The 25357-nt window shown below is 42.2% G+C and carries 23 protein-coding genes; 13 read left to right on the top strand and 10 right to left on the bottom strand.

Annotated features, from left to right (window positions below; translation table 11 throughout):
- The first annotated feature begins 28 nt into the window (after positions 1 to 28).
- The 10 genes from AAA943_RS08680 to AAA943_RS08635 all read left to right on the top strand — a co-directional run bounded on the left by AAA943_RS08680 (position 29) and on the right by AAA943_RS08635 (position 8866).
- Positions 29 to 697: an N-acetylmuramoyl-L-alanine amidase gene (locus tag AAA943_RS08680; protein WP_338223834.1), complete on the top strand. Its 669-nt coding sequence runs from the start codon at positions 29 to 31 to the stop codon at positions 695 to 697.
- An 8-nt stretch (positions 698 to 705) separates the two neighbouring features.
- Positions 706 to 2355 carry a glycoside hydrolase family 10-like protein gene (locus tag AAA943_RS08675; protein ID WP_338223833.1) on the top strand — a complete coding sequence of 550 codons (1650 nt, stop codon included), beginning with the start codon at positions 706 to 708 and terminating at the stop codon, positions 2353 to 2355.
- Entirely contained in the window at positions 2352 to 2831 is a 480-nt protein-coding gene (locus AAA943_RS08670; protein ID WP_338223832.1) for a GNAT family N-acetyltransferase, read from the top strand. Before AAA943_RS08675 ends, AAA943_RS08670 begins: the two co-directional genes overlap by 4 nt.
- On the top strand, positions 2828 to 4093 hold the full coding sequence (locus AAA943_RS08665; RefSeq protein WP_338223831.1) for an MFS transporter: 1266 nt from the start codon (positions 2828 to 2830) through the stop codon (positions 4091 to 4093). Before AAA943_RS08670 ends, AAA943_RS08665 begins: the two co-directional genes overlap by 4 nt.
- Positions 4094 to 4262: 169 nt before the next feature.
- Positions 4263 to 5759 carry a glycoside hydrolase family 3 protein gene (locus AAA943_RS08660; RefSeq protein ID WP_338223830.1) on the top strand — a complete coding sequence of 499 codons (1497 nt, stop codon included), beginning with the start codon at positions 4263 to 4265 and terminating at the stop codon, positions 5757 to 5759.
- Between the two features lie 26 nt (positions 5760 to 5785).
- On the top strand, positions 5786 to 6523 hold the full coding sequence (locus AAA943_RS08655; RefSeq protein ID WP_338223829.1) for a tetratricopeptide repeat protein: 738 nt from the start codon (positions 5786 to 5788) through the stop codon (positions 6521 to 6523).
- A gap of 226 nt (positions 6524 to 6749) precedes the next feature.
- Complete coding sequence (locus AAA943_RS08650) at positions 6750 to 7049, top strand: type II toxin-antitoxin system RelE/ParE family toxin (protein WP_338223828.1); 300 nt, start codon at positions 6750 to 6752, stop codon at positions 7047 to 7049.
- 1 nt (position 7050) lies between these two features.
- Positions 7051 to 7332, top strand: coding sequence for an addiction module antidote protein (locus tag AAA943_RS08645; RefSeq protein ID WP_338223827.1), 282 nt, complete (start codon positions 7051 to 7053; stop codon positions 7330 to 7332).
- A gap of 53 nt (positions 7333 to 7385) precedes the next feature.
- The gene (locus tag AAA943_RS08640) at positions 7386 to 8024 is read left to right on the top strand and encodes a type IV toxin-antitoxin system AbiEi family antitoxin domain-containing protein (RefSeq protein ID WP_338223826.1); all 639 of its coding nucleotides are present in this window, start codon (positions 7386 to 7388) and stop codon (positions 8022 to 8024) included.
- Positions 8021 to 8866 carry a nucleotidyl transferase AbiEii/AbiGii toxin family protein gene (locus AAA943_RS08635; protein WP_338223825.1) on the top strand — a complete coding sequence of 282 codons (846 nt, stop codon included), beginning with the start codon at positions 8021 to 8023 and terminating at the stop codon, positions 8864 to 8866. The genes AAA943_RS08640 and AAA943_RS08635 overlap by 4 nt, the downstream gene beginning before the upstream one ends.
- Positions 8867 to 8932: 66 nt before the next feature.
- Here the strand turns inward: AAA943_RS08635 and AAA943_RS08630 are convergent, their stop codons facing one another.
- Positions 8933 to 11356 (bottom strand): TonB-dependent receptor, encoded by a 2424-nt coding sequence (locus AAA943_RS08630; RefSeq protein WP_338223824.1) that lies wholly within the window; start codon positions 11354 to 11356, stop codon positions 8933 to 8935.
- Between the two features lie 252 nt (positions 11357 to 11608).
- Between AAA943_RS08630 and AAA943_RS08625 the strand changes: the two genes are divergently transcribed.
- Together AAA943_RS08625 and AAA943_RS08620 are read left to right on the top strand one after the other, a co-directional pair.
- Positions 11609 to 12658, top strand: coding sequence for a sensor histidine kinase (locus AAA943_RS08625; protein ID WP_338223823.1), 1050 nt, complete (start codon positions 11609 to 11611; stop codon positions 12656 to 12658).
- Positions 12659 to 12784: 126 nt separating this feature from the next.
- On the top strand, positions 12785 to 13552 hold the full coding sequence (locus tag AAA943_RS08620; protein WP_338223822.1) for a LytR/AlgR family response regulator transcription factor: 768 nt from the start codon (positions 12785 to 12787) through the stop codon (positions 13550 to 13552).
- 270 nt (positions 13553 to 13822) lie between these two features.
- Here AAA943_RS08620 and AAA943_RS08615 read toward each other — a convergent pair whose 3' ends face one another.
- The 7 genes from AAA943_RS08615 to AAA943_RS08585 all read right to left on the bottom strand — a co-directional run bounded on the left by AAA943_RS08615 (position 13823) and on the right by AAA943_RS08585 (position 21655).
- Positions 13823 to 15157, bottom strand: a complete 1335-nt coding sequence (locus AAA943_RS08615) for an alpha-L-fucosidase (RefSeq protein WP_338223821.1) — start codon at positions 15155 to 15157, stop codon at positions 13823 to 13825.
- A gap of 252 nt (positions 15158 to 15409) precedes the next feature.
- A complete protein-coding gene (locus AAA943_RS08610; protein ID WP_338223820.1) occupies positions 15410 to 16546 on the bottom strand; it encodes an aldose epimerase family protein in 1137 nt (378 codons plus the stop codon).
- 114 nt (positions 16547 to 16660) lie between these two features.
- Complete coding sequence (locus AAA943_RS08605) at positions 16661 to 18028, bottom strand: amidohydrolase family protein (RefSeq protein WP_338223819.1); 1368 nt, start codon at positions 18026 to 18028, stop codon at positions 16661 to 16663.
- 209 nt (positions 18029 to 18237) lie between these two features.
- On the bottom strand, positions 18238 to 20133 hold the full coding sequence (gene gndA, locus AAA943_RS08600) for an NADP-dependent phosphogluconate dehydrogenase (protein WP_338223818.1): 1896 nt from the start codon (positions 20131 to 20133) through the stop codon (positions 18238 to 18240).
- 52 nt (positions 20134 to 20185) lie between these two features.
- On the bottom strand, positions 20186 to 20467 hold the full coding sequence (locus AAA943_RS08595) for a hypothetical protein (RefSeq protein WP_338223817.1): 282 nt from the start codon (positions 20465 to 20467) through the stop codon (positions 20186 to 20188).
- Positions 20460 to 21104, bottom strand: coding sequence for a hypothetical protein (locus tag AAA943_RS08590; protein ID WP_338223816.1), 645 nt, complete (start codon positions 21102 to 21104; stop codon positions 20460 to 20462). Before AAA943_RS08590 ends, AAA943_RS08595 begins: the two co-directional genes overlap by 8 nt.
- A gap of 5 nt (positions 21105 to 21109) precedes the next feature.
- Positions 21110 to 21655, bottom strand: coding sequence for a hypothetical protein (locus AAA943_RS08585; protein ID WP_338223815.1), 546 nt, complete (start codon positions 21653 to 21655; stop codon positions 21110 to 21112).
- A 116-nt stretch (positions 21656 to 21771) separates the two neighbouring features.
- On the opposite strand from AAA943_RS08585, the gene AAA943_RS08580 reads away from it, so the two are divergent.
- Complete coding sequence (locus tag AAA943_RS08580) at positions 21772 to 23406, top strand: ABC-F family ATP-binding cassette domain-containing protein (protein WP_338223814.1); 1635 nt, start codon at positions 21772 to 21774, stop codon at positions 23404 to 23406.
- Positions 23407 to 23515: 109 nt separating this feature from the next.
- On the opposite strand, the gene AAA943_RS08575 is transcribed toward AAA943_RS08580, so the two are convergent.
- A complete protein-coding gene (locus AAA943_RS08575) occupies positions 23516 to 24553 on the bottom strand; it encodes a Gfo/Idh/MocA family protein (RefSeq protein ID WP_338223813.1) in 1038 nt (345 codons plus the stop codon).
- Entirely contained in the window at positions 24550 to 25302 is a 753-nt protein-coding gene (locus tag AAA943_RS08570) for a zinc-dependent peptidase (RefSeq protein WP_338223812.1), read from the bottom strand. The genes AAA943_RS08575 and AAA943_RS08570 overlap by 4 nt, the downstream gene beginning before the upstream one ends.
- Between the last annotated feature and the right edge of the window lie 55 nt (positions 25303 to 25357).

Below are 25357 nucleotides of genomic sequence, written 5' to 3'. Positions count from 1 at the left end.
AAGAATCAAAACCCCAAGCACTTCCGAAATGCAAAGCAATCTTCACTGGAAAGCTTCATTGCTGGCCTGCATTTTTGCCTTTTCCTGCAGTCCAAAAGCAAGCTTCCGAATTCTCGACAAGCCCATCACCTGGAACGAAGAAAGGGAACAGCTATCTATTCAATACCTCAAAGACCGGCATGGACTTGAAAAAACCAGTGCAAGCATTGACCCGCAGATGGTCGTGGTGCATTGGACGGCGATTGACAATATCGAGGTGACTTTTGATGTTTTTGATCCGCCGACCTTGGGAGGCAGGGCGGATTTGACAGGGGCAAGCAATCTGAATGTTTCCAGCCAATTTTTAATTGATCGGGATGGGACGATTTTCAGACTTTTGCCTGACACGGCTTTCGCTCGGCACACAATTGGCTTAAACTATCTGGCCATAGGAATTGAAAACATAGGAAGTGATGCTATGCCTCTGACCAAAAAACAGCTGAAGGCAAATGAGGCTTTGATCCGCTATTTGAAAAGAAAATATCCTATCGACTATGTAATCGGGCATCATGAATACCAAAATTTTCAGGAGACCGACCTTTGGAAAGAAGCCGATCCCAATTATCGCACAGTGAAGACTGACCCTGGAGACAAATTCATGAATCAACTGAGAAAAAACCTTTCTGACCTCAAACTCAAACCAGTACCCCAGCTTTAATCCCCTCCATGCATTCCACCTCAAAATGGGTCCTTTGGACCTTCGCTTGTCTCTTTTTTCTCACAGCCTGTAAAACGCAAAAACCATCTGTCCCCTCTCCACCTACCAATAAAACTAGCGGACCGGTAACTGGCGCCCCAAAAACATCGGAAATCCTTCCCACCAAAACTCCAGTTCTACCGCCAGTTGCACTTCAGCCCCTATCCTATCGACTGCCCGACATCCCCCGGGAGTTTAGGGGTGTTTGGATAGCGACTGTCGCTAATATTGACTGGCCTATCTCAGGTACGGACCCTTGGGAAAAGCAAAAAAAGGATTATCTGGCTCTTTTGGACTATTACAAGGATTTAAACTTCAATGCAGTCATCGTCCAAATCCGTACCGCAGGGGATGCTTTCTATCCCAGCAATTATGCTCCATGGTCCAAATACCTGACGGGAAAACAAGGCCAAGCTCCCCAAACCCAAGAAAATCCTCTTACCTGGATGATCAAAGAGGCCCATGACCGAGGGCTGGAATTTCACGCTTGGCTCAATCCCTATCGGGCTACCATGGACCTGAAAACAGAAGAGCTCAGCAAATCCCATGACTTCTATCAGCATCGGGATTGGATGCTGAAGTACGGAACCAAGTGGTATTACGACCCCGGACTCCCCGAGGTGAAAAATCACCTTTTAGCCATTATCAAAGAAGTAGTAAGCAATTATGATATCGATGCCATCCATTTTGACGACTACTTCTATCCTTATCGTGAACCCAAGCAGGAATTCCCTGACCGGGTTTCTTACAATAAATACAAAAAACCCGGTCAGTCCTTAGATGACTGGAGGAGGCAAAATGTGAATGAACTGATCTTTGCCTTGAATCAAACCATCAAGTCCACCAAGCCTTGGGTGCAGTTTGGCATTTCTCCCTTTGGCGTTTGGAGAAATCAGGACAAAGACCCCAAAGGTTCTCCTACTCGGGCTGGACAGACAAACTATGATGACCTTTTTGCCGATGTCCTGCTCTGGATGAAAAACCAATGGATCGACTACCTGATTCCTCAACTATACTGGAGCATGGAGCATCCTTTGGCCTCTCATAGAAAACTGGCCGACTGGTGGTCCAATAACAGCTTTGGGATTCCTATTTACCTAGGCAATGGTCCATATAAAGTCCGTGAAGACTCGGATGAAGCTTGGAAAAATCCAGCCGAAATCAACACACAACTGAACTATGGGCGCACCCTGCCCCAAATCCAAGGTAACTCCTTTTTTTCGGCCAAATCAATCTATTCCAAAAACAGAGATGTTGCTCAACTCCTAAAAAGTGAAGTGTATGATCGACCGACTCTCCCTCCTTCTTTTGACCCCAAGACGCCTGCCGTCATCGAAATTCCGGTCGTGTTTGATGTGAAAAGCAATTCGGAAAAAACCCAAATCCAATTGGAAAAACCGCTTGACCCTGCTATCCGATTTGCGATGGTTCAGGGAGGAAATGATCTGGGCACTCTCCACGAGGCAATTATTCACACGGCTTGGGTAGGTGGATCGAGAGTCCGATATTTAGAAGTTCCGAGTTTGAATACAGAGTATTTGGCCATCCGATGGATAGATCATTACGGAAGAATCGTTCAGACTCAGGTATTCCAAACCCCTAAAACCTCCCGCCCATGAAAGACATGCTCGTCCGCCTGACAGAACTCCCGGAGTCTTGGGCTTTGGAAGCCAAATTGCAGGAAAAAGAGAACATCCACTTTCGGAAGGCAATTGCCCCGGAAAAGCACTTGGTCTGTGATTGGGTTTACGAGCATTTTGGAGCTTACTGGAAATCTGAGGTGGAAGTTGCTTTTTCCCGTCAGCCGGTTGCTTGCTGGATTGCCCAGCGGGGAAACGAAATTCTGGGCTTTGCTTGCTATGAGTGCACGGCGAGGAATTTCTTTGGACCCACCGGCACCTTAGAATCCGAGAGGGGAAAAGGAATCGGAAAACTCTTACTCCTGAAATCGCTCGAATCTCTTCGGGAAATGGGCTATGCCTATGCTGTCATCGGGGGTGTAGGTCCGGCAGAGTTTTATGAGAAGGCGGTCGGGGCAAAAATCATTGAGGGCTCCGAAATCAGCGTCTACCAGCATTTATTGAGAAAATCATGACCCAAAATCCCTCCAAAAACCCATGGATTTGGGTACCCTCTCTCTATCTGACCGAATCGGTCCCTTACGTCATCATCATTACTGTATCGGTGATCATGTACAAAAGTTTGGGCGTTTCCAATGCCGATATTGGGCTTTACACCTCTTTTCTTTATCTACCCTGGGTGATCAAACCCATTTGGAGTCCGGTTTTGGAGCTTTTTGGAAACAAAAAGAAATGGTTCCTGTCCATGCAGCTCATTCTCTCACTGGTTTTTCTGGGAGTAGGTTTGACTACGGGATTGAATCAGTTTTTCACCATTACTCTTGCATTTTTTTGGATGGGAGCCTTTGCCTCCGCCACCAATGACATCGCTTCAGACGGTCTCTACCTGATTGCCTTAAAACCCGATCAGCAAAGCTTTTTTGTAGGGATGCGAAGCACCTTTTATCGAGTAGGAATGATCACCGGACAGGGTTTGATTGTGGTAATTGCCGGTAATCTGGAAGAAAGTTTGGGTGACCCGACCAAAGCCTGGTCTTGGACCATGATTATTGTGGCGGGGTTGATGCTTCTTCTGACCCTGATCAACTTTTTCTCCACTCCCAATGTGCAAGAAGTCCGGGTGAAAAAGGAAGATCAGCCCAGTTTTGGAAAGGTCTTTTCTACCTTTTTCACCAAGGAAAATATCGGTCTATCCCTGGGTTTTGTTCTGCTCTATCGCTTAGGAGAATCTCAACTGGTGAAGATGGCTTCTCCTTTCTTTTTAGATGAAAAAGCCGCTGGAGGACTGGGTCTGAGCGTCACGGATGTGGGCTATTTGTATGGCACTTTGGGAGTGATTTCCCTTTTGGCAGGTGGAATCATCGGTGGAATTGTCATTTCCAGAGATGGTTTGGGCAAGTGGATGATGCCCATGGCCTTTGCGATTAATGCACCGAATTTGGGATATGTGCTCCTGTCCTGGCAACAGCCTGAGGGTTTTATTTTCCCGGCCTTTGTAGTCGTAATTGAGCAGTTAGGTTATGGTTTTGGGTTTGCTGCTTACATGGTCTTTCTGATTTATTTGGCTGAAGGTCTTTTCAAAACTGCTCATTATGCCTTGGCTACGGGTTTCATGGCTTTGGGAATGATGATTCCGGGGATGGTTTCGGGATATATGCAGGAATGGCTGGGCTATCCCGGCTTCTTCGTTTGGGTGGTTTTGGCTACAATTCCAAGTTTTGTGATGGCCTATGTGGCGAAGTACCCGAGGGAGTTTGGGAAAAAGTTAGAAAGCTAAAGTCAGAAAGCTTAAAAAATACGAGTTACGAAGTACGATTTACGAGCCCTTGGAGACCATTGTGGCATTTTACTCTGGGAAACCTTGCAACTTTACAACCTTACAACCTTACAACTTAATTCTCCAATCCGCCACAGCGGACAAGTACTTTCAATATTTGAATCTTCAAATGCTTAAAACCCAAAAAATCGCCCAATGCTTCTCTCCTGCAGCTTTCATCCATGATTCGGAGGAGAATTATCAGGCAATAGAAAAATTGATTCAGGAACAGGAAATTGGTGGGCTGACTTTTTTCCATAGTAGACATTCCGCAGCGGCCAACTTTGAGAAAAGAGCAGAGACCTTAGACGTTTCGGGCACTTTTGAAAAACTGATTAGCCTGATCAACCGGTACCAAAAACTTTCCAAAATCCCTTTACTAATTAGTGTAGACGGGGAATACGGTTTGGCGATGCGGATAGAAAAAACACCTCAATATCCCTTTGCCATCACTTTGGGAGCTTTGAAAAAGGATGCTGAACAATGGGTGGAAGAAGTAGGCTATCGCATGGGAATGGATATGAAGCGATCCGGAATTCATCTCAATTTGGCTCCCTGTGCTGACGTCAATACCAACTCGAATAACCCAGTGATCGGCTATCGCTCTTTTGGAGATGATCCAGAGAAAGTTGCCAAACTTTCCTTTGCAGCTTATTCAGGGATGAAAAAAGCAGGGATTGGAGCCTGTTTGAAGCATTTTCCGGGACATGGAGATACGGCGGTGGATTCCCATTTGGGCTTGCCGATTTTGCATAAAAGCAAGGAAGAGCTTGAAGCTGAAGAACTTTTACCCTTCCAATATGGAATCGACCGAGGAGTAGAAATGATCATGGTCGGCCATTTGGCAGTTCCGGCACTGACTGGAGGAAAAGACATACCAGCCAGTATCAGCCGAGCCTTAATTACCGATTTGTTAAAGGGGGAAATGGGCTTTCAGGGATTGGTCATCTCAGATGCCTTGAATATGAAGGCAGTAGCTAATCTTTATCCAGAACCGGGAGAATTGGAATGGCAGGCTTTCCATGCGGGAAATGACATCCTATGCTTTTCGGATCATGTGAAAGAGGGAATTCAGAAAATTTCCCAAAATACATCAGAGGAAGAAGCGGATTTGGTTTTCCAAAAAATAATGGACTTGAAAAAGCGCTTAGGTGTGATGGAGTCCAAGAATATTGAAGTTCCAACTTTCGATTGGGACCAGCATTCCAGGCTTCAAAAAGATCTGGCGAAAAACTACGTTTCGGTGATTTTTGGAGAGATCAATCCTGAAAATCTCCAAGCTTTGGCAAAAGACAAAAAACTGGGATACCGGGAATATTTCACTCAAAACTCAAGTGTCTTTTCCCAGCAACTGGATTTACCTGTTGCCCCAATCGAACTAGCAGAAAAAGTGATTTTGGCTGTTTTTGTACCAAGCCATAAGTCCTTGAATCAATTTGGGATGGATCAGGTCGAATTAGATGAAATCAAGGCTTTGGCAAAAAGCAAGCCTTGTATATTGGTTCATTTTGGAAATCCTTTGGCCTTAAAGCACCTCGGAAATCTGGAAGATTTTGAGGCAGTGGTATGTGCGTATCAGGGATTTGAGGAGGTGCAGGAGGTTGGTTCAATTATTAATTTTAATTAACTAGTAGTTTCAAAACATGCAATCTCTTGAGATTTTATAGCAGCTTTTTTTATTTGGGATTAGTAATATTATTCTCTTGTAAAAATTTAAAATCAAGAGAGTTTGAAGTTTTTTCTGATGAAGCATGGAAAAAGAACGAATCAAAACTTGCATTGGAATATATAGAGGAAGCAATCAGAACAAATCAAAAAGAAGGAAGATTACATTTTAAGAAATCGCATTACCTTCAAGCTGAAAAACGTTATAAAGGGGCTCTTAATAGCATAGAGATTGCTATTTTAAATTCCGAGGTTTCAGATTTAGAATATTCACAGAAGGCCGAAATCTATTTTCATTTAAACAAATTAGACTCTTCTTTTTTTTATCATGATTTAGCAATTAAAACTGCAAAAAACCCGGAAAAAGCACTGATTTCAAGAGCAAAAACAAACTTTAAACTTAAACAATACAATAATGCATTGCAGGATGTTAGCAAATCAATAGAATTAAATAGCCAAAATTTATTCGCATATTTTTTGAGAGGTGAAATTTTTCTTAATGGCCTTCAAAAATCGAAAAATGCTATTGGAGACTTTTCTTACATTATAAATAGTGATAGCAAGCTAAAAAAAGAATATCCTGAAATTACAATTTTGGCTCTTACTATGAGAGGAATTGCATATTTTAAATTAGAAGAAACTGATCTTGCCTGCTTAGATTGGAAAAATGCCCTAGATAAAGGTAATGAGGAAGCCAAAGGACTTATTGAAGATTTTTGTAAGTAACCAGAATTTAATTTTTTAAGCCTTATTAGAATTTTACCCATTAGACTAAGAAAAATAAGAAAACCCTCCAAGGCATTTTTAAACCTTGTGAGGAATGTGATTTTTTGACCCTTGGAGGCTATGTATCCCCATAAAATTTCTGCAAACTTGGAATAATTTTATATCCTAAATCCGAGACTCAGTTTGAAACATTTTTCATTTTGTATCCAAGTGATTACATTTACGTATGTTTCTTCTGGAGAAAACCTCAGAATTCGACAAGTGGCTTAAAAAACTCAATGACAGGAAAGCCAAAGCTAAAATCCTCTTGAGGCTACAACGGGTAGAAGCAGGAAACTTAGGAGATGTCTCTTCTGTTGGTGAAGGAATTGAAGAATTTCGCATCCATTATGGTCCGGGTTACAGAATTTACTTTCGAAGGCAGGGAGAAAAAATCATACTCTTACTAATGGGCGGGGATAAGAGTTCTCAGAAATCCGACATCAAAAAAGCAAAGGCTCTCTGGAATCAATACAAAGAAAACTAATATGGATATCTTAAAATTTGACATTGCCCAATACCTCGATGATGAGGAAATGGTTCAGGAATACCTAAATACCGTACTCGAAGAAGGAAATGCCCAAGAAATCATCGTTGCGCTTGGCCATGTGGCAAAGGCAATAGGAATGTCCCGCATCGCTGAACAAACCGGACTCAGCCGGCCAAGCCTTTACAAAGCCCTCTCCCCAGACTCCAAACCCCAGTTTGAAACCATTTTAAAAGTAATCCGAGCGATCGGGGAAAACTTCAAATTGAAAGCAAACCTGTAATTTTTTCATACATAATTCGGAATATTTCCGAATTATACCTGTATTTTTGACATATGAATGAACTTTTGGCGCTAAAAGGATTAGGAAACTTTCCCTTGGCTACTTCGGCAATTTTACCACTACTTAGGGATTACCGTAGGCCCTACGATAAGATCAACTATTGGGTAAAGTCTGGGGATTTGGTGCAGATCAAAAAAGGGCTTTATGTCTTGGGAAAGCGAATTTCGGATCTCGTCCCTCACCCTTTTCTTCTAGCCAACCAACTCTATGGCCCAAGTTATATCTCATTGGAATCCGCCCTCTCATTCCATGGACTTATTCCCGAACGTGTCTATCAGACAAGTTCAGTCACCACAAGACCTAGTAAAACTTTCCGAACTGATCTTGGAGTATTTGATTACACCCATGTAAAACCCAGCTATTTCTCACTTGGACTCAGTAATCAAGGGAATCCAGAATCAGGATTCTTTATAATCGCCAAACCTGAAAAGGCAATTTGGGACAAGATAGTCTTTACTTCGGGCATCTTGTTTCGAAGCAAAATAGATGTTGCCCGATTTCTGGAAGATAACCTTCGAATCAACCTAAGCGACCTTACCGAATTTGACTTGGAAGAAATGAAATCTTGGATTCCTTTTTCACCCAAAAAATCGAGTTTATCCCTTTTTACCCAAACCCTCGAACGACCATGATTACCAAATGGATCGAGGAATACAATCCCAAAAGCGAGGAGCAACTACTGGGTGCCCTTCGGGAAATCATGCAGGAGGTAGCGTTGGCTGGACTTTATAGGGCTGGATTTTTCAAAATAGCTGCCTTTTACGGAGGCACCTGTTTAAGAATTTTTCATGAATTGCCACGCTTCTCTGAGGATTTGGATTTTTCTCTTTTAGAGAAAATAAGGGAATTCTCAATTAATTCCTATTTACCCTATTTGATTGAAGAATTTGAAGCTTTGGGAATGCAGGTCTCGATAAGGGAAAAACCAAAGTCGATCAATTCACAAATCGAATCAGCCTTCCTCAAGGCTGAAACCAATTGGAAAGAATTGATCCTGGAACAAACTACTTTTCCCTTACCTATCACCAAACCCACCCTAAAAATCAAACTGGAAGTAGATACTTTTCCTCCACTTTCATTTCAGACAGAAAATAAACTGCTTCTCAGGCCTTTCTCTTTTTATGTAAATAGCTTCAAAATCGAAGACTTGTTTGCAGGAAAAATGTATGCCTTACTCTTTAGGCAATGGAAATCCAGAGTAAAAGGAAGAGACTGGTTTGACTTAGAATGGTATATCCGACATGGTCATGCTATCCATCTACAACACTTCTCTGTGAGGGCTATGGAATCAGGACATCTTAAGCAGGAAGCTTCTTTCAAGGATCTTCAAATTCTACTTTCAGAAAAAATCGATTCACTTAATTTCGATCAGGCAAAAGAAGATATCATCCGGTTTATACCTGATCCAAAAGCCGTTGAGATTTGGTCGAAAGCTTACTTTATTGAATTGATAAAGAAGCTAAAAGCCCAATAAAAAAACTCTCCAAGAAAGAACGAATTCCTCTCGGAGAGTACCGGCGACAAAACAACTTTTAAAGTTTTAGAACTGGATTCTATACATCACATCGGGGAAAAAACCGATTTGTGTCACGGTGTTGATCTGATTGGTAGTTGGGCTGTATCTCTGGGCAAAATCATTTTCCCTATTTGTGACATTCTGAAGATCCAAGAAGAACTGATGAGAGACTTTTTTCCTGCTGCTATTGATTCTAAATCCAACTTTCACATCCCATCTCATATAATCATTCAACTGCTGACTAAAAGCCTGATCTTCAAAAAACACTTCCCGACCGCCATTCTCAATCGTGGACTCCAAATCAATCGGAGTAAAGGGTCTTCCACCGGCTGTGGTAAACTTCGTGTCAAAGGTGATGGAGTTTTTGCCAGTGGCGCCAACTGCCCATTCCTTTCCTGCCAGGAAATTGTATACAAATCCGTTGTTGAATGCAGTATTCCTTTCTATCCCATCGCTTCCTTCATAAGTTGAGTTATACAAGGATAAGGTGGACATCAGGTAGTAATTATTCGAAAAGAACTTCTCAATGGTCAATTCCACGCCGTAATTTTCTCCTACACCTTCGCTGACCAATCCTGCACGCTCATCAAATCCAAAGTCTGCTCCTTCATTGATCACTGAGTAGGAACTCGGATTGACCTCTACCGGAATATTCCTCAATGACTGATAATAGGCTTCCGCTTTGACTCTCCAATCCAAGCCAATTCTTCGGTCATAAGCTAGGACATAATGCTGGCTTCGCATAAAATCCAGATCGAGGTTGGTTCTTTGATAATTTCCGGGAGTGACTTCTTCTTCCAAGAAGAGAATAGGGAAAGGAACCTGCTGACTGTGCATCCCATAGGCGAAACTAAATTTCTGACCAGGCTTGTATTCGTAGCTGACAGCTGCTCTTGGTTCTACTACAAAATCATTGTTCAAGTTCATGAACTGGCTGTGAAGTCCGAAGGTGGTCGTCAATTTTTCAGAGACTCGGTATTCGGCTTGGACATAATTTTGTCCGATCATAAACCACTCATCCACGTCCCTTAGCGTCAGAAAATAATCAGGAATCCCATCTCCATCTTCGTCTGGAATCTGCACTCGATTGTCCCGATCTCTCAGTAAAAAATCCGCATTGTAGGTCTCTCCCAAATAGCCTGCTCTCAAGCTCCATTTGGCATTGAATTTCTTATTGAAAAGCATGCTCAAGGTGTAGCGGTTCTCTTGGTTTTCTACCTCCACAGCACGGTAAGAATTGATTTGATTCCCTGCTTCATCACGAATCAAATTATCCTGATAAAATGAATTTTCGTTGGAAGAGGAACCTAAGGTAGTCTTCAGGTATGCAGTCCTACCCAATCTCAAGGTATGAGCCAAGCCAAAAATCCGGAGGCTGTTTTCTACATAGGCATTTTGATTGGGGTCTGCAAAGAGGTCTGTCTCATCGATCTCATCTCCCAGAAAATCGATACTGCTCCTTCCTACTATTCCAAATAATTCGAATTTACCCAACTTCCCTTCTCCCAAATTGACCTTGTAATTGAAGTCTTGATAATAGGGAGTTGCGGAGGTTCCAGTGGCAGCCAAGCTGGCAATCCCATAGCGGTAGGCTGCGACAAAAGACCCCTGATTTTTTCGATTCACAGGACCTTCAGCCATTAATTCAGCTCCGGTAAAAGCTCCCAATTGCCCTGTAAATTCAAACTTATCGGTATTTCCATTTCGGAAATTCACATCAAATACCGCTGCATTGGCATTCCCATATTCGGCAGGAAAGGCTCCCGTAATGAAATCCGAAGTTCGAAGAATGTTGGGATTCAAGGCACTCACTGGCCCTCCGGTGACTCCCAAGGTAGCAAAGTGACTGGTCGTAGCCACTGGAAGCCCATTGATTCTCCAGAGCAAGCCGGAAGGACTATTTCCTCGCACTACAATGTCATTCCTGGAATCATCCGGGGCACTGACCCCTGCAAAAGAAGCCGCCAATCTGGACACATCGTTTCTGCCTCCGGAAAAGCGGGTCGTTTCTTCAGGACTGAAGGTACGAGCGCTCACTTTGGCCATGTCGTTGATAGGCAAATCTTTGTCGGCTTGGGCGGTCAACACAAACTCCGACATATCCGCTAAAGATTCTTCCAGCTTAATATCCAAAATGACTTCCTTCCCTGCTGTAACCAACACATTGGGAAGAGTTATACTAGTATAACCTAGATACTGTACCTGAAGGGTTTGTCGGCCAACCGGTACATTTTCCAATTTGAAGTTTCCATTCTCATCGGAAGTTGTGCCGACCAATGGATTAGAATCCAAAACAATCACCGTTGCTCCAAGTAAGGGATACTCTGCCTGAGCATCGATTATTTTACCTTTTACTGTTTGTTGTGCATTTGCACTGGACAGCCAACCTGTTGTTAAAATAAGCAGGATCAAAACTGTCAGAGTCTGAATTGATTTAGTTGCTTTCATCGCCGTTTTTTTTTGATTGATGGCAGAAAACTAGGGAGTAGGAAAAAGTAGACCTAGTACAAAATAGGTCAAGCCTGACTATCTTGAATTAAATCCGGAAAAACCCTCATTAAACTTGAAATCAAAGATTTATCCATTGTTTTCAGTTTGAGGGTTTTGATTTCCGGCTTCAAAGTCAAAAATTCTGGTTTGAGCCTAAATCCTATGCAATCCAATCCATAATTCTCTACTTTTAAGTAGAATCACGGGAATATGAGACTGAAAGAAAAAACAATACGATGGATAGGGATACCGATTGTAGCCTTTGTTTCCAGCTATTTTATTGAAGGTCATGATCTAGCCTATAGCTCTCCATTGCATGCCTATCTGGTATCATTAATCTATACCGCTGTTTACTGGAACGGCGCTGTTTTTATCTTTTTCAAACTACGAAAAGTCTTTCCCCACATCCCCCAAACTGGAAAAAGGCTGATTTTGACCTTACTTAGCCTCACCTTATTTATATCAATATCCAGTGTGATCATGAAATCCCTGTTGGAACCAAATTTCCAACAAGAGATACTTTCCTGGAAAGATTACTTTCAAAGCATGCCCTTCAGCTTTGTGATTTCCCTGATTATCGGGACCTTTTATGAGGCGAGCTATTACTTCCAAAACTGGAAGCAGTCTTTTGTACAAAATCAACAATTGAAAAGCGAGCATTTACGAAGTCAATTTGAGGTATTACAAAATCAGATGAGTCCTCATTTTCTTTTCAATAGCTTGAATACATTGACCACTTTGATCGCAGAAAATCAGGAAATGGCGATTGAGTTTACCCAAAACCTTTCCGAGGTCTATCGCTACATTTTAAAGCAAAAAGACCGGGAACTGGTCAGTTTACAGGAGGAATTGGACTTTGCCCAATCTTACCTTTCCCTGTTGGAAATTCGCTATCCGAACAGTCTGACAGTAAAAGTCGAGATCGACGAAAAATCAAAAAGCTACTTTATCCCTCCACTCACTTTACAAATGCTAATCGAGAATGCCATCAAGCATAATTCACTTTCCAAAATGAAACCCTTGCTTCTGGAAATCTACAGTCAGAGCTCAGGTACGTTGGTGATCAAAAACAACCTTCAACCAAAAAAGACCCTGGAGCGATCTACCCAGACAGGCTTGGAAAACATTCGAAAACGCTATGAATTGCTGGGTTGTGATCCGATCGATATCATCCAGACTGCCCATAACTTTATGGTGGCAGTACCAATCATCGAAATCAAAGAGGAACGAGAATCCATACCCAGCATTTTGACCGCATGAAATCGAGCCTGCCTTCCGCAGGCAGTCACGACGCAAGCGACACACACTGGGATGATTGTAAATTGTGCGACCTGCCTACCTCAGGCAGGGATTCCATCTGAACTCCAAAAAACAAATTATAAACAGATGAAAGTACTGATCATCGAAGACGAGGCACCGGCATTCCGAAGATTGCAGAAAATATTGGAGGAAATTGATCCGGAAATACAAATACTGGAGGTCATAGATTCTGTAGATGAGACCGTGAAATGGCTAAAATATCATCAGGAACCCGATTTGATTTTCATGGACATCCAGCTTAGTGATGGGATCAGTTTTGAAATTTTCGACCAATTAAAAATCCAGTCTCCGGTAATTTTTACCACGGCATTTGATGAGTTTATGCTCAAGGCATTTAAGGTCAATAGCATCGATTACTTGCTCAAACCGATCAAAAAAGAAGAGCTTCAACAAAGTCTGGAAAAGTTTCAAAATTGGTTTCAACTGGGCCGAAAATCCTCCAGTCAACCCGATTTCCAAAAAGTCCTGGAAGAAATCCGGGCAGATCAAAAAAATTACAAATCCCGCTGGCTCATTCGGCAGGGAGAAAAATTTTCTTCCATCCCTACCGAAGATATTGCCTATTTCTATACCAGTAACGGCGTGGTCCACCTTACCACCCAAAATGGAAAGAATTATCTGATGGAATCCAATCTGGAGACCATCCAACAAGACCTGGATCCCAGTAAATTCTACCGTGCCAACCGGCAATTTTTGGTTCACTTCTCAGCTATCCAGCAGGTGGAACGCTATCATAAGGGAAAGCTCTTTGTACAACTGAATCCCCCGAGCAAAGAAGCTGTGATAATCAGCTCGGAAAAAGCCAGTGAATTCAAAAACTGGTTGGATCAATAAAAAAGGTTGCTCTGGATTATCTACCCTAATCGATGCAATAAAAAATCCAGCCGCTTAGCATCAGAGGCTGGATTGTTTTTTATCAAATTGAGTCAAGCCCGGAGGATACTTTTTTGTATTTTTCTGAAAATGAAAATTAAACTAAAACCCTCCTTGGAATTATAAATCCTAAAGGGGAGGGTGAGAGGACCCACACAACTCTACTGGCTTTTAATCTCTTCTATGTGGAGGGAAATACATCAACAATTCGACCTTTTTTGGAGGTTTAGGTTATTTAGTATTTAGATCCTTAAAATCAATAACCTCAACTACGACAGGGTTTGGCCACTTGAAATTGTTGTATAACCTTTGCCCCCGTACTGCACTGATTTCCAATCCTCTATCTGTATTTTTCCAATAAACCTTAGCATCCAGATCTGGCTTATATACAACAACTTCACCGTTATGGCCCAGTACCTCCACCTTTCCATTTTCTTCCACCTGTACTCCCTCAATTAGAAATTCTTTCCTCTCCCCATGTTTCCAATCTAAGTCAGTGACAGCCACAAAAAGTGATTTTCCGTCCTTGCTCTGGGTAAAATAAAGATTGTCTTGACTGGCCTTTTTGTAAGGTAATGTGCCTTGCACTGCTCGTTTATTTACCAACATCCAAAGCCCAAGTTCGCGTAGAATGCTTTCTTGCTCTATTGGAATCTCTCCGTCAGGCGTCGGGCCCACATTTAGCAACAAATTGCCATTTTTGGCACGGGTCTCTAACAACATATTTATGACTGTAGTACCTGACTTGTACACTTCATTGGTAGGCTTGTATTGCCACTGAGTACCCATAGTAAAACAAGCTTCCCATATATTCGACAAAGGTTCTTGGGGAAGACGTTGCTCCGGCGTTTCCATACCTCCGCGAGTCACGACGACATCCGGTTGAAGTTCCCAGCAATAGGCCGCAAATTCGGTATTGAGGAACGCTGACCCCATCATACCATCCAAAAACACAATATCTATCTTACCATAATTAGTCAACAACTCTTTTAGCTGCTCTTTAACATAACTATTTAATTCTGGATTATGCTCAGGATTAGCCTTGGTGGTATGATCTCGTGTTATCGTGACTCCCTGCTCGTGAATAAATTTCCAGTCTTCCGGGCTAAAGTAAACTCCTATGGCTATTCCCTCTTCTCGAAATGCATCAAAAATCTCCCTAGTGGCATCCTTTCCGAATGGAGTGTTCATCACATTAAAATCTGTTGTTTTTGTATCATACATACAAAAACCATTATGGTGCTTCGTAGTAAATACCATATACTGGAAGCCAGCTAATTTGGCAAGTTTAGCCCATTTCTTGGGGTTAAATTTCTGTGGTTCAAACGAATCTTGCAATGCAAAATAGTTTTCAAGGTACTCTTCAGATGCTCCAACCATTGAATGACTGATTACAGAACCTACTTGGACATCCATGCTCCAATGGATGAACATTCCCAAGCCTAAACCCGAAAACCACTCCAACCTTTCTGGCTTATTGTTTTGAACGGGTAGCAAATTGCTTTCTTGACCATGGGTTCTAAAAACAACTAATAAAAAACCAACTAAATAAATTGTTTTTCTCATTATTAATAGTGATGATTTAATAATCTACAACTTAATGAAATTAAAAGTCTAATTCTAAATGAAAACAAATAAACTAATTTGGGATGAGGCTTCACTTTCAATGCTTTGAAAGATCTCCCTGAGGATCGAAGTTAAACTTTGAAGGCCGGGAAAACGGTGACCTTTGGAAATTTTTTGGCAACCTTTTTCCCAGCCGAATTCCTCTACCGAATGGCTAGTGGAAAATCAAATCATCCATTCTGGAAATTATCCTCAATTAGAGATTGAAAATCGATACTCAATCCTATGCTCGTATTTCTCCCCGGGATTTAATTCTGGGCTGGGGAAGTTTTCATGATTAATGGCATCGGGCCAGTTTTGGGATTCGAGGCAGAATCCCCAGTGTTTTTCATAAGTCTTGCCATCTGCTCCGGCAAAATTGGCCAAGAAATTTGCCGTGTAAAACTGCACGCCTGCATTGTCGGAGTACATATCCATCACCCTTCCGGATTCCGGATGCTTAACCCGCACAAAGTGTTTCATTTCCGGAGTCCGTTCCATCTTCATGACCATGTTGTGATCAAATCCTCCTCCATTGGCTGCAATCTGATCGCCTAGGATTTTTGGAGTACGAAAGTCAAATGGAGTTCCGGTCACATCTTTCACCTCTCCGGTTGGGATCAGTTCCTCATCCACCGGGGTGTAATAATCAGCCCAAAACTGGAATTCATGATCCAGAATATCCCTTTTCGCCCCTCCCAGATTGAAATAGGTATGATTGGTGAGATTGAGGATGGTTTTCTTGTCTGTGGTACTTTCAAAACGAATTCTCAAGGTATTGTCCGTGGTCAATTCCATCCAAAGTGTAGTTTGGAGATTTCCGGGATAGCCTTCCTCTCCATCCACGCTGAGATAGGTCATTTTCACACCTAGAGTGGAGTCATTGGAATAAGGCTCGGCATCCCAAACTTTTTTATTGAAGCCTTCTACTCCCCCGTGGAGATGGTTGTCCCCGTTGGTTTTGGCCAGCGTGTATTTGGTGCCATCGAGGCTAAACTCTGCATCGGCAATTCGGTTGGCCACTCTTCCGGCCGTTGCCCCAAAAAATGGATTGGGTTTGGATAGGTACTCCTCTACTGTATCAAAGGTAAGCGTGATGTTTTCTTTGTTTCCGTTTTTGTCCGGAGTAATGATTTTGTGAATCAGGCCTCCGTAATTGGAGAGTTCAACTTGTAGGGTCCCATTGTCCAGGACATAATGATAAACTGGCTTTCCATTGTGTTCAGCCACTTGTTCTGCTTTGATCATAAGTTTGATTTCTTCTTGGATAGATTCTTGAGTAGGTTTTTGTGAGCAAGCAAAAGCTAGCGAAAGGATAGCGGTCGCGGCTAGGAAAGAGGAGTATTTCATGTTTTTTTGATTGCAAAATTGGAAGATTGAAAGATTGGAAAATTTGAGAAAGTCCAATTCCGATTTAAGAAGATTGAGGCTCAAAACTCAGTCTTAAATCGTAAATCATAAATCTTATTGTCTAAGGTACTTTTGTCGGATCAGGTTCAATTGCAACTGCAGCTCATCTCTTTGGATGAATTTTCCTTGAATCATGATCGCCTGAGGCTTTTGCATCGTTGTCAAGTCTTCCAAAGGATTCTTCTGAACCAATACAAACTCCGCAGCAGCACCGGGCTTCAAGACTCCCCATTCCCCGCTTTCTTCAAAATAATCTGCACAGTTTACACTTCCCGTTTTCAAAATTTCATAATTCGACATTCCGGCTTTGGACATGGATTCGATTTCCCGATGGATGGAAAATCCCGGCACATTAAAGACCTGTGGAGAATCCGAGCTCATGATCATCGGCACACCGGCTTTGTGAAGGTCAAGGAAAAGTTTTTGTCTGAATTCCAGGTAAGGCTTAACCTTGGCTTCTGCCAGCACTCCATCCGCTTCCAGTTTGGATTTGGTATTGTACCATTGGGTGGTCAGCTGTCCCGGCAAGTAAAACATCTCCGGCTGCTGACGCAATTCATAGGTGGGTTGGTAGCCAAAATACCGTTCAAAAAGCGTCAATGTTGGAGCAATCCAGGTTTTATTTTCCAGACAAAGCTGAATCAAACCATCAAGTTTGGCTTGGTCTACCTGACCTACCAAATTCATATTGAACGGACCCGAGACGGTGGGGTCAATGGCAGTTCCATCCGGAAGCATTGCCTCCAAAAACCCATCGATGTGCTCAACAGAGCGATACCCGTTTTTCACAGAGGTGACCAAGCCCACATCCAGAGAAATATGTCCTCCATAATAGATTCCGGTCTTTTTTGCCTCATCTGCAATGGCCAAAAACTTAGGATCATCCAGGCCGGGATGAAGTTTCAAATGATCATATCCAGCTGCCTTTTGATCCCTAACCATTTTTCTCCCCGAATCAGGATCAGCTACCGAAGTTCCATTCAGCGAAGGGCCTGAAATAAACATCCGGGGACCTGTCAATTCCCCTGTCTCCACTCGCTTTTTTAATTCCAAATGGGATTCATGACCCAGCATACTTCGTATCCTTAGTACTCCATTGGCCAGATACATCCACAAAACCTCCTCCTGAAAAACCGCTCCAAACTGATCCGGATTGGGAAGGTGGGCGTGAAATTCGGCCAAGCCCGGAAAAACATACATTCCTCTGCCATCCAAGGTTCTCACACCAGCCACACTGATTTCTTCTTCGGGAGCAATTTCCATGATCACTCCGTCTTTGACATAGATCGAATGATCCTCCAATACCTGGTCATTTTCCATGGTGATGATATTCACATGGTTGATCAGCAATTCTTGGGAAAAGGAAGGATTCAAAAAGACGCATCCCAAAAGGAGGACAAGGAGATATTTAAAAGCTTTCATAGGGAGGTGGGTTTTATACAAAACTTAATTTCGTCTATTCCCTATTGGAAACCAATCCGATGGTGGATTTTTTGTTTTGCTGCAAAGTCAAGAAAGCTCACAGATGGCACAGATATCCACAAATTTATTCATCTGTGATAATCTGAGTAATCTGTGAGAAAAAAAAGACTGAATTTCTCCAGCCCTTCGTAATTCGTAAATCAAAAATCTCAAATCCAGTTGGTGTGGTAAAACTTCCCGCTTGGGTCATCTTTTCTTTGATACGTATGCGCCCCAAAGTAATCCCGCTGCGCTTGAATCACCGACGCGGAAGACTCTGCTGTAATTCTCCCCAAGAGATAATTGATTCCGGCGCTCATAACTGGAAGCGCAAAACCATGGGACAAGCCCAAACCAACCAATTCTGCTAATGCTTTTCTTCCTGAAACTACCTGCTCTTTCACTCCAGGCATTTCAAAGAAGGAAAAGGAATCGGAGTAATTGGAAGAGATATTTTCCATCAAACCTGATCGGATGATACAGCCATTGGTCCAGATTCGAGAGATTTCATTGAAGTTCAATTTCCAATCCTTAGTATCCGAAACTGTCTTCATAAGTCTAAAACCAACTTCGTGATTGATGATTCTGGCCAAAGAATAAGCTGCTTTGATTTTTGGAAGCCAAGATTCTAGAGAACCTTCTACTTTTTGGAATTCCTGATGGAAAGTCTTTGAAAATGCCACCCGCATGGCTTTTTCTCCAGAAACTCCCCGGGCATTCACTGCTTCAGCCAATGGACTGTAAGGAACTCCATACTCCAAAGCTGTGGTCAAAGACCAGGCACCCGTTCCTTTTTGTCCGGCTTGATCCAGGATTTTATCCAAAAGCAATTCTCCATTTTCCTTGAATAGAAGTAAATCTGCCGTGATCTCTAACAGGAAGGATTTCAATTCTCCCTTTCCCCAGTCCGAGAAAATTTCAGAAACCTGTTCTGCACTCAGGCCAAATCCAAATCGCAACAAATGTGTCAATTCAGCCAAAACCTGCATTTCTCCGTATTCAATGGAATTGTGGACCATTTTGATGAAATGGCCGGAACCTCCCGGGCCAACATAGGTCACGCAAGGCTTTCCGTCTTTGTCTTTGGCAGAAATTCTTCCCAGGAAATCCTCGACCATAGCATAGCCTTCGGCATTTCCACCCGGCATGATGGAAGGCCCTTTTCTTGCACCCTCCTCACCTCCGGAAACGCCCATAGGCAAAAAGTGCATGCCCACTTCCTTCATTCGATCTACACGTCTTTCCGAATCTTTGTAGAAGGAATTTCCCCCATCGATGACCAAATCATCTTTTTCCAAAATCGGAATCAAGGTATCCAACTGTGCATCAATAGCAGCGCCAGCAGGAATCATCATCAAAATCCTTCTGGGCTTTTCCAAAGAATCCACAAACTGCTGCAGGTCCTCGAATGCCAGCATATTGGAAAACTCCGGGTTTTCGTCCAGTACCTTTTGGGCTATGCCTTCTTCTTTTCCTGCTACGAAACGGTTATAAACTGAGACCGGAACGCCCTTTTCGGCCAAATTGAGTGCTAGGCTTTTGCCCATGACCCCCATTCCGATCACTCCCATTTTCATTTTCATCGATTTAGATTTTAAGTAGTTAAGGGAATTCTCCAGCAAATGCTCCGGAGTCCCTGAAATATCTAATAAATAACCCTCCAAAGGCTTTTCCCAAACCGCAATCTGGGAATCCAACATTCCGGCTTTCATGTAATGATTCTTTCGGGCCAGCATTCGCTCCCAAATCAAATCTCTTTCCCCAGTCAAGTGAATCCAGCGAAGATTTTCTGATACCGAAAGCCTTTCTCTGTAGGCATTTTTCAAAGCAGAACAAGCCAGAACTGCCCCGCCTCTTTCCTCCGAAACCAGAAGCTGATCTGCCAACGCCTGAAGCCAAGGCTGCCTGTCCTCATCGTTTAGGGGATGGCCGGCGCTCATTTTGGCGATATTTTCAGCGGGGTGAAAATGATCCGCATCAAAAAAAGGGAGCCGAAGCCTTTCGGCCAGAAGAGTCCCAAGCGTGGTTTTTCCTGTACCGGAGACCCCGGTGACGATTACAAGCATGGGACGAAGGTAGATAAATGCAAAATAAATCAGAACTTATCACATCAATTAATCAAATAAATGTACCAACTAAAACAAAAAACGAGGTTAGTAAAAAAATTAACCAGAAGCACTTGTAAAACACACCCCAAAAGGATTTTTTAAAAAACCTAAAAATCAAACCAATTATACTCGAAACACCTAGGCTAATCAAAAATAAAGAAACTCCTCCACCAAAAATAGCACCAATCATGTAGCCTCCTAATTCGAATTTATTATTACTTGAATAGACAAGAAAACCCAAAATCACAGAAAGAATGAAACCTAAAGACAAGTTTTTGATATGCTTATTCATAATAAATTGGAATTAAATTAAAGTTATTTTTTAAACTAAAATATCGATTATCTCTATCAATAAATTCTTTTGGAATAATTAATCCAATAGTATAAATATTTCCATCTCTAAAGAATTGAATTACTTCAGAAAACATTAAATACTCCAATTCGTCACTTCTGAACAAATAGTGATATCTAGTTTTTAACGCTTGCAAATTATTGTAATAAATGGGAATCAACTCTAGACCCAAAATGTCAGAATTAACTTGATCTCGAATACCTCTCTTGAAATCTCTTACATAACCTAAAGAATCGGAAACAAGAGGGCCCCAAATACTCTTTGGGATATCTTCTTGTTCTGGAAATTTATTTATTGTTACTGAAAAAACGATACCGCTATCATAATTTGTAAGGCGAAAGACTGTTCTTTTTGCAAATCCTCTATCCGAATCCCAGCCTTTAGGAACACGTACGGAAAATCCATGATAATAATTGGAATATATTCTAGAAGTAGAGTCAAAATATTCCAAAAACTGAATTGAATCGGAGGACAAAATCTCTTTAAAACTTGGTAATTCCTCAAATCCTAAGCTTTGGTTTTGACTCTTTTGGCAACTTACTAAAATAAACAGTATTGAAATATATAAAGACCTCATATACTCTACATTAAAAGTTTGTATTTCTTTTGAAACTCTATTTTTAAATTATCTCTTAATTTTACATAATCAATTAATGCTACTTTTCCAAGTTCAGCTTTTTTTCCCACTGATTCTTTCCAAAAATCAGACCCTCTTGAATTCTCAGAAAAGGTTGCTGTGACATGAGCATATTTAACTTTTTTAATTAGTTCGACAACATCTTTTAATAATCTTGTTTCTATTTCATTGAAAATAATTTCATTTTCTTCAAAATTTTTTATAAAATCATCAAAAACATGGACTGTTTTATTTTTGAATTGATATCTCTCATCTAAGCCCTCAGGTTCTCTTGTCGAAAGATATAAATCTAAAGCAACACCAACTTTCACAAGAGATTCAAAGACTTTCTTTATAGACTTTAGATTGTCTGAGAAAACTTTGGAATGTCTAGCAAGATCCTTTTCAAACCTTGCCTTCAAAAAAAGACCAACTATCACCGTACCTGATCCAGAGCCAAAAATTACGAGCAAAATCAACTCCAGCAAGGATATATCACTTTCAGGATTCATAAAAAGATTTTTTTAGTAATTTAGGCTATGTGATTTAATTTCCAAAATACTTTTTTCAATCAATCAAACTTAGAATCCTGAGTATCCCTACCTTTGCCCCTTCAATTTCAAGATTCATGATTTCAGTAGATAACGTGTCCGTCATGCATGGCGGTTCTCCGCTTTTCAGCAACATTACTTTCAACATCAACGAAAGTGACAAAATCGCCTTGATGGGTAAAAATGGAGCTGGAAAATCCACCTTGCTCAAGATCATTGCCGGGGTCAACAAACCGACCTCGGGGGCTGTTTCTGCGCCGAAAGGCTATGTGGTTGCTTACCTACCTCAGCATCTTCTCACTTCGGATGATTGCACGGTGATGGAAGAAACTTCCAAAGCCTTTGCTTCCTATTTGGGAATGAAGGAAGAAATCGACCGAATCAACGAAGAACTTACCGTTCGCACGGACTATGAATCCGAAGAGTATTACAAGCTGATCGAGCAGGTTTCCGAACTCAGTGAGAAATTTTATGCCATCGAAGAAATCAACTACGAAGCAGAAGTAGAAAAAGTCCTTTTGGGCCTGGGTTTTGTCCGTGAGGACTTCCAAAGATCCACATCCGAGTTTTCCGGAGGATGGAGAATGCGAATCGAACTGGCAAAAATCCTTTTGCAAAAACCCGATTTGATTCTTTTGGATGAACCCACCAATCACTTGGACATCGAATCGATCCAGTGGTTGGAGGATTTTTTGATGAATAAGGCCAAAGCGGTGGTGGTCATTTCTCACGACCGGGCCTTTGTGGACAATATCACTACCCGAACCATCGAGGTGACTATGGGCCGAATTTATGATTATAAAGCCAAGTACAGTCACTACCTAGAGCTTCGCAAAGAGCGCCGGGAGCAGCAGCAGAAGCATTACGAGGAACAGCAGAAGTTTATCGCAGAAACGACCCAGTTTATCGAGCGATTCAAAGGCACCTATTCCAAAACGCTTCAGGTCCAGTCCCGGGTGAAAATGCTGGAAAAACTGGAAATCGTCGAAGTGGACGAAGTGGATACTTCTGCCTTGAAACTTCGCTTCCCTCCTTCCCCCAGATCAGGAAAATATCCGGTGATTGTCGAAGAAATGAGCAAATCCTATGGAGATCATGTGGTGTTCAAAGATGCTTCCATGACCATAGAACAGGGGCAAAAAGTGGCCTTTGTAGGTAAAAACGGGGAAGGTAAATCCACCATGATCAAAGCGATCATGGGCGAGATTGACTTTCAGGGAAAATGCGAATTAGGCCATAATGCGATGATCGGCTACTTCGCCCAAAACCAAGCCTCCCTATTGGATGAAAGCTTGACCATTTTTGAAACTATTGATCAAATCGCTGTCGGAGAAGTCCGAACCAAAATCAAGGATATTTTGGGAGCCTTTATGTTCAAGGGCGATGATATCAACAAAAAAGTGAAAGTCCTTTCCGGAGGAGAAAAGACCCGGTTGGCGATGATCAAACTTTTGCTTGAGCCCGTCAACCTTTTGATTCTTGATGAACCGACCAACCACTTGGACATGAAAACCAAAGACATCATCAAGGATGCGCTGAAGGCCTTTGATGGCACTTTGATTCTGGTTTCTCACGACCGGGACTTCTTGGATGGACTGGCCACCAAAGTATTTGAATTTGGAAACAAGCGAGTAAAAGAGCATTTCGAAGACATCAATGGATTCTTGAGAAACAAGAAATTGGAGAATTTGAGAGAAGTGGAGAGAAAGTAGGCAGTGGGCAGTTTCCAGTAAGCAGGGCCCGCCGGAAATTTGAAGGTTAAAAGTATAAAGTCAGAAAGCCGAAATTCTGTGCTCATCTGAGCCATCTGTGAGAAATCATTTATTCCTCAAAAGGAAACCTGACCATCCTCTCTTCCAAACTGGACTGATAAATAGCCCGAATGAGTTCCAGAGATTTTCTTGATTTGGGACCATCCACTTCAGGTTGTTTTCCGCTTTCAATTGAATCCAAAAAATCCTTCCATTGAGCGGCATGCAGTTCAAAGCCAATCGCATTCGGATCGGAAGCTCCTGAAGCACTGATTTTCTCAGTGTTCTCAAGAAGACTTTCTTTTCCTCTCACATTCCAAGCCACCAATTTACCCGCTTCTAAAATGGCACTTCCTTCTGTTCCGTAAATCTCCAAGCGCTCAGGATATCCGGGAAAAAGTGAGGTTCCTGCAGTGATTGTTCCTATGGCTCCGGATTTGAAATTGACCAAAGCAGCACCCAAATCTTCTCCTTCAATCGGATACAGTACCGTTTTGATTTTCCCAAAGACCGAGTCTACCTCACCCATCACCTCCAAAAGTAAGTCCAGGGTATGGATCGCCTGATTGATCAAAGCTCCCCCCCCATCGTATTTCAAGGTCCCTTTCCACTGACTGGAGGAGTAATACTCAGGGGATCGAAACCAATTGATTGCCGCATTTCCCATCAACAATCTGCCAAATTCCCCTTGTCTAACTGCTCCGATGAGTTTTTGAAAATCGGTGGAAAATCGATTTTGAAAAACTACCCCCAACTTTACTTTATTTTCCTTGGCGGACTTGATCAATTGGTCTGCTCGCTCAAGAGTCACCTCAATGGGCTTCTCTATAAACACATGCTTCCCAGCCTCGATGGCTTTCAGAGCAGGCTCTAAATGCATACCGCTAGGGGTACAGATACAGATCACCATAAGCCCAGTCAACCTGATAAACTCATCCCAATCGCTGAATACCGGAACTGAAAATTTTCCTCGGGCTTTTTCGGCACTTTCGGGATTAGGATTGAAGAGTCCAATCAATTCAGCATTCGGCAGGCTTTCAATAGCCTGCGCATGTTTGACCGCAATGGAGCCTGTTCCGATTATTCCAATTTTATATTTTTCCTTCATAATTTCCCCATCAAAACTAAAGGATCTTGCCTAAGCAGCTGTATCAAAGACTGATACAGCTGGGCATGGTACTCTTTGAATTCCCGGCTTCTTTCGAAGAAGTTCTCTAGGGCTACTGCAAAAAACTCATGTTCGTTTAAGCCAGCACTTTCTCTGAAAAAAGTACCTTGGCCACTCTTCACTTTTGCGAGTTCCCCAGGAACCCATTTAGAGTACTCTTTCCAAGCTTGGGGGCTGAATTCCCTCTCGCCGTCATTCTGAATCCAATTGGCCAATTTCAACGCATGGGCTACCTCATGAATTCCAAGGTTGATCCCATCCGATTTGTCTGCCAAACCTTCTACAAAGCATCGCCAAGAAATTACAATCAAGCCATGCTTGGGATTAACCTCTCCCCGATGATAAATCTTGTTGATCGTGCTGTAATAGGTATTGGGATAAACCAAAATGGTGTGAAAGTGTGCGAGTCTGAGACTTTTCCAACCAAAAACCACCATGGTGATCGTAGCTCCGATCAGCAACTCCATCTCAGAAGTCACCTCTTCCAATCCTCCTCTTCCCAAAAATCTCTTGCTGGACAAAATAGTCTCCAAGCGGGAAATAAACTCCCTTTTGTGGGGATTCTTCAGCTGAGAAAAATAGTAAAAGTGCTGCTCCAAAAATCGCACTTCTTCCAAAGAAACTTTTCTGGGAAAAAGCTTCCATCTAGCCTCATTGATCAAGTCAATGAAAAGGTGAGTTCCAAACATATTCAAACAAAAATGGCAATCACCTAAGGTAATTGCCATTTCTTGGATATGCAAT

The sequence above is a fragment of the Algoriphagus confluentis genome (assembly GCF_036245625.1).
Taxonomy (GTDB): domain Bacteria; phylum Bacteroidota; class Bacteroidia; order Cytophagales; family Cyclobacteriaceae; genus Algoriphagus; species Algoriphagus confluentis.
This window is presented reverse-complemented; position numbering and strand designations above follow the sequence as displayed.

Coding starts and splice junctions, on each gene's coding strand:
- AAA943_RS08645 (WP_338223827.1), top strand. CDS start 7,051: ATGGATATCTTAAAATTTGACATTGCCCAATACCTCGATGATGAGGAA.
- AAA943_RS08630 (WP_338223824.1), bottom strand. CDS start 11,356: ATGAAAGCAACTAAATCAATTCAGACTCTGACAGTTTTGATCCTGCTT.
- AAA943_RS08640 (WP_338223826.1), top strand. CDS start 7,386: ATGAATGAACTTTTGGCGCTAAAAGGATTAGGAAACTTTCCCTTGGCT.
- AAA943_RS08590 (WP_338223816.1), bottom strand. CDS start 21,104: ATGAGGTCTTTATATATTTCAATACTGTTTATTTTAGTAAGTTGCCAA.
- AAA943_RS08680 (WP_338223834.1), top strand. CDS start 29: ATGCAAAGCAATCTTCACTGGAAAGCTTCATTGCTGGCCTGCATTTTT.
- AAA943_RS08605 (WP_338223819.1), bottom strand. CDS start 18,028: ATGAAAGCTTTTAAATATCTCCTTGTCCTCCTTTTGGGATGCGTCTTT.
- AAA943_RS08595 (WP_338223817.1), bottom strand. CDS start 20,467: ATGAATAAGCATATCAAAAACTTGTCTTTAGGTTTCATTCTTTCTGTG.
- AAA943_RS08660 (WP_338223830.1), top strand. CDS start 4,263: ATGCTTAAAACCCAAAAAATCGCCCAATGCTTCTCTCCTGCAGCTTTC.
- AAA943_RS08585 (WP_338223815.1), bottom strand. CDS start 21,655: ATGAATCCTGAAAGTGATATATCCTTGCTGGAGTTGATTTTGCTCGTA.
- AAA943_RS08670 (WP_338223832.1), top strand. CDS start 2,352: ATGAAAGACATGCTCGTCCGCCTGACAGAACTCCCGGAGTCTTGGGCT.
- AAA943_RS08675 (WP_338223833.1), top strand. CDS start 706: ATGCATTCCACCTCAAAATGGGTCCTTTGGACCTTCGCTTGTCTCTTT.
- gndA (WP_338223818.1), bottom strand. CDS start 20,133: ATGCTTGTAATCGTCACCGGGGTCTCCGGTACAGGAAAAACCACGCTT.
- AAA943_RS08625 (WP_338223823.1), top strand. CDS start 11,609: ATGAGACTGAAAGAAAAAACAATACGATGGATAGGGATACCGATTGTA.
- AAA943_RS08650 (WP_338223828.1), top strand. CDS start 6,750: ATGTTTCTTCTGGAGAAAACCTCAGAATTCGACAAGTGGCTTAAAAAA.
- AAA943_RS08615 (WP_338223821.1), bottom strand. CDS start 15,157: ATGAGAAAAACAATTTATTTAGTTGGTTTTTTATTAGTTGTTTTTAGA.
- AAA943_RS08635 (WP_338223825.1), top strand. CDS start 8,021: ATGATTACCAAATGGATCGAGGAATACAATCCCAAAAGCGAGGAGCAA.
- AAA943_RS08620 (WP_338223822.1), top strand. CDS start 12,785: ATGAAAGTACTGATCATCGAAGACGAGGCACCGGCATTCCGAAGATTG.
- AAA943_RS08570 (WP_338223812.1), bottom strand. CDS start 25,302: ATGTTTGGAACTCACCTTTTCATTGACTTGATCAATGAGGCTAGATGG.
- AAA943_RS08665 (WP_338223831.1), top strand. CDS start 2,828: ATGACCCAAAATCCCTCCAAAAACCCATGGATTTGGGTACCCTCTCTC.
- AAA943_RS08610 (WP_338223820.1), bottom strand. CDS start 16,546: ATGAAATACTCCTCTTTCCTAGCCGCGACCGCTATCCTTTCGCTAGCT.
- AAA943_RS08575 (WP_338223813.1), bottom strand. CDS start 24,553: ATGAAGGAAAAATATAAAATTGGAATAATCGGAACAGGCTCCATTGCG.
- AAA943_RS08580 (WP_338223814.1), top strand. CDS start 21,772: ATGATTTCAGTAGATAACGTGTCCGTCATGCATGGCGGTTCTCCGCTT.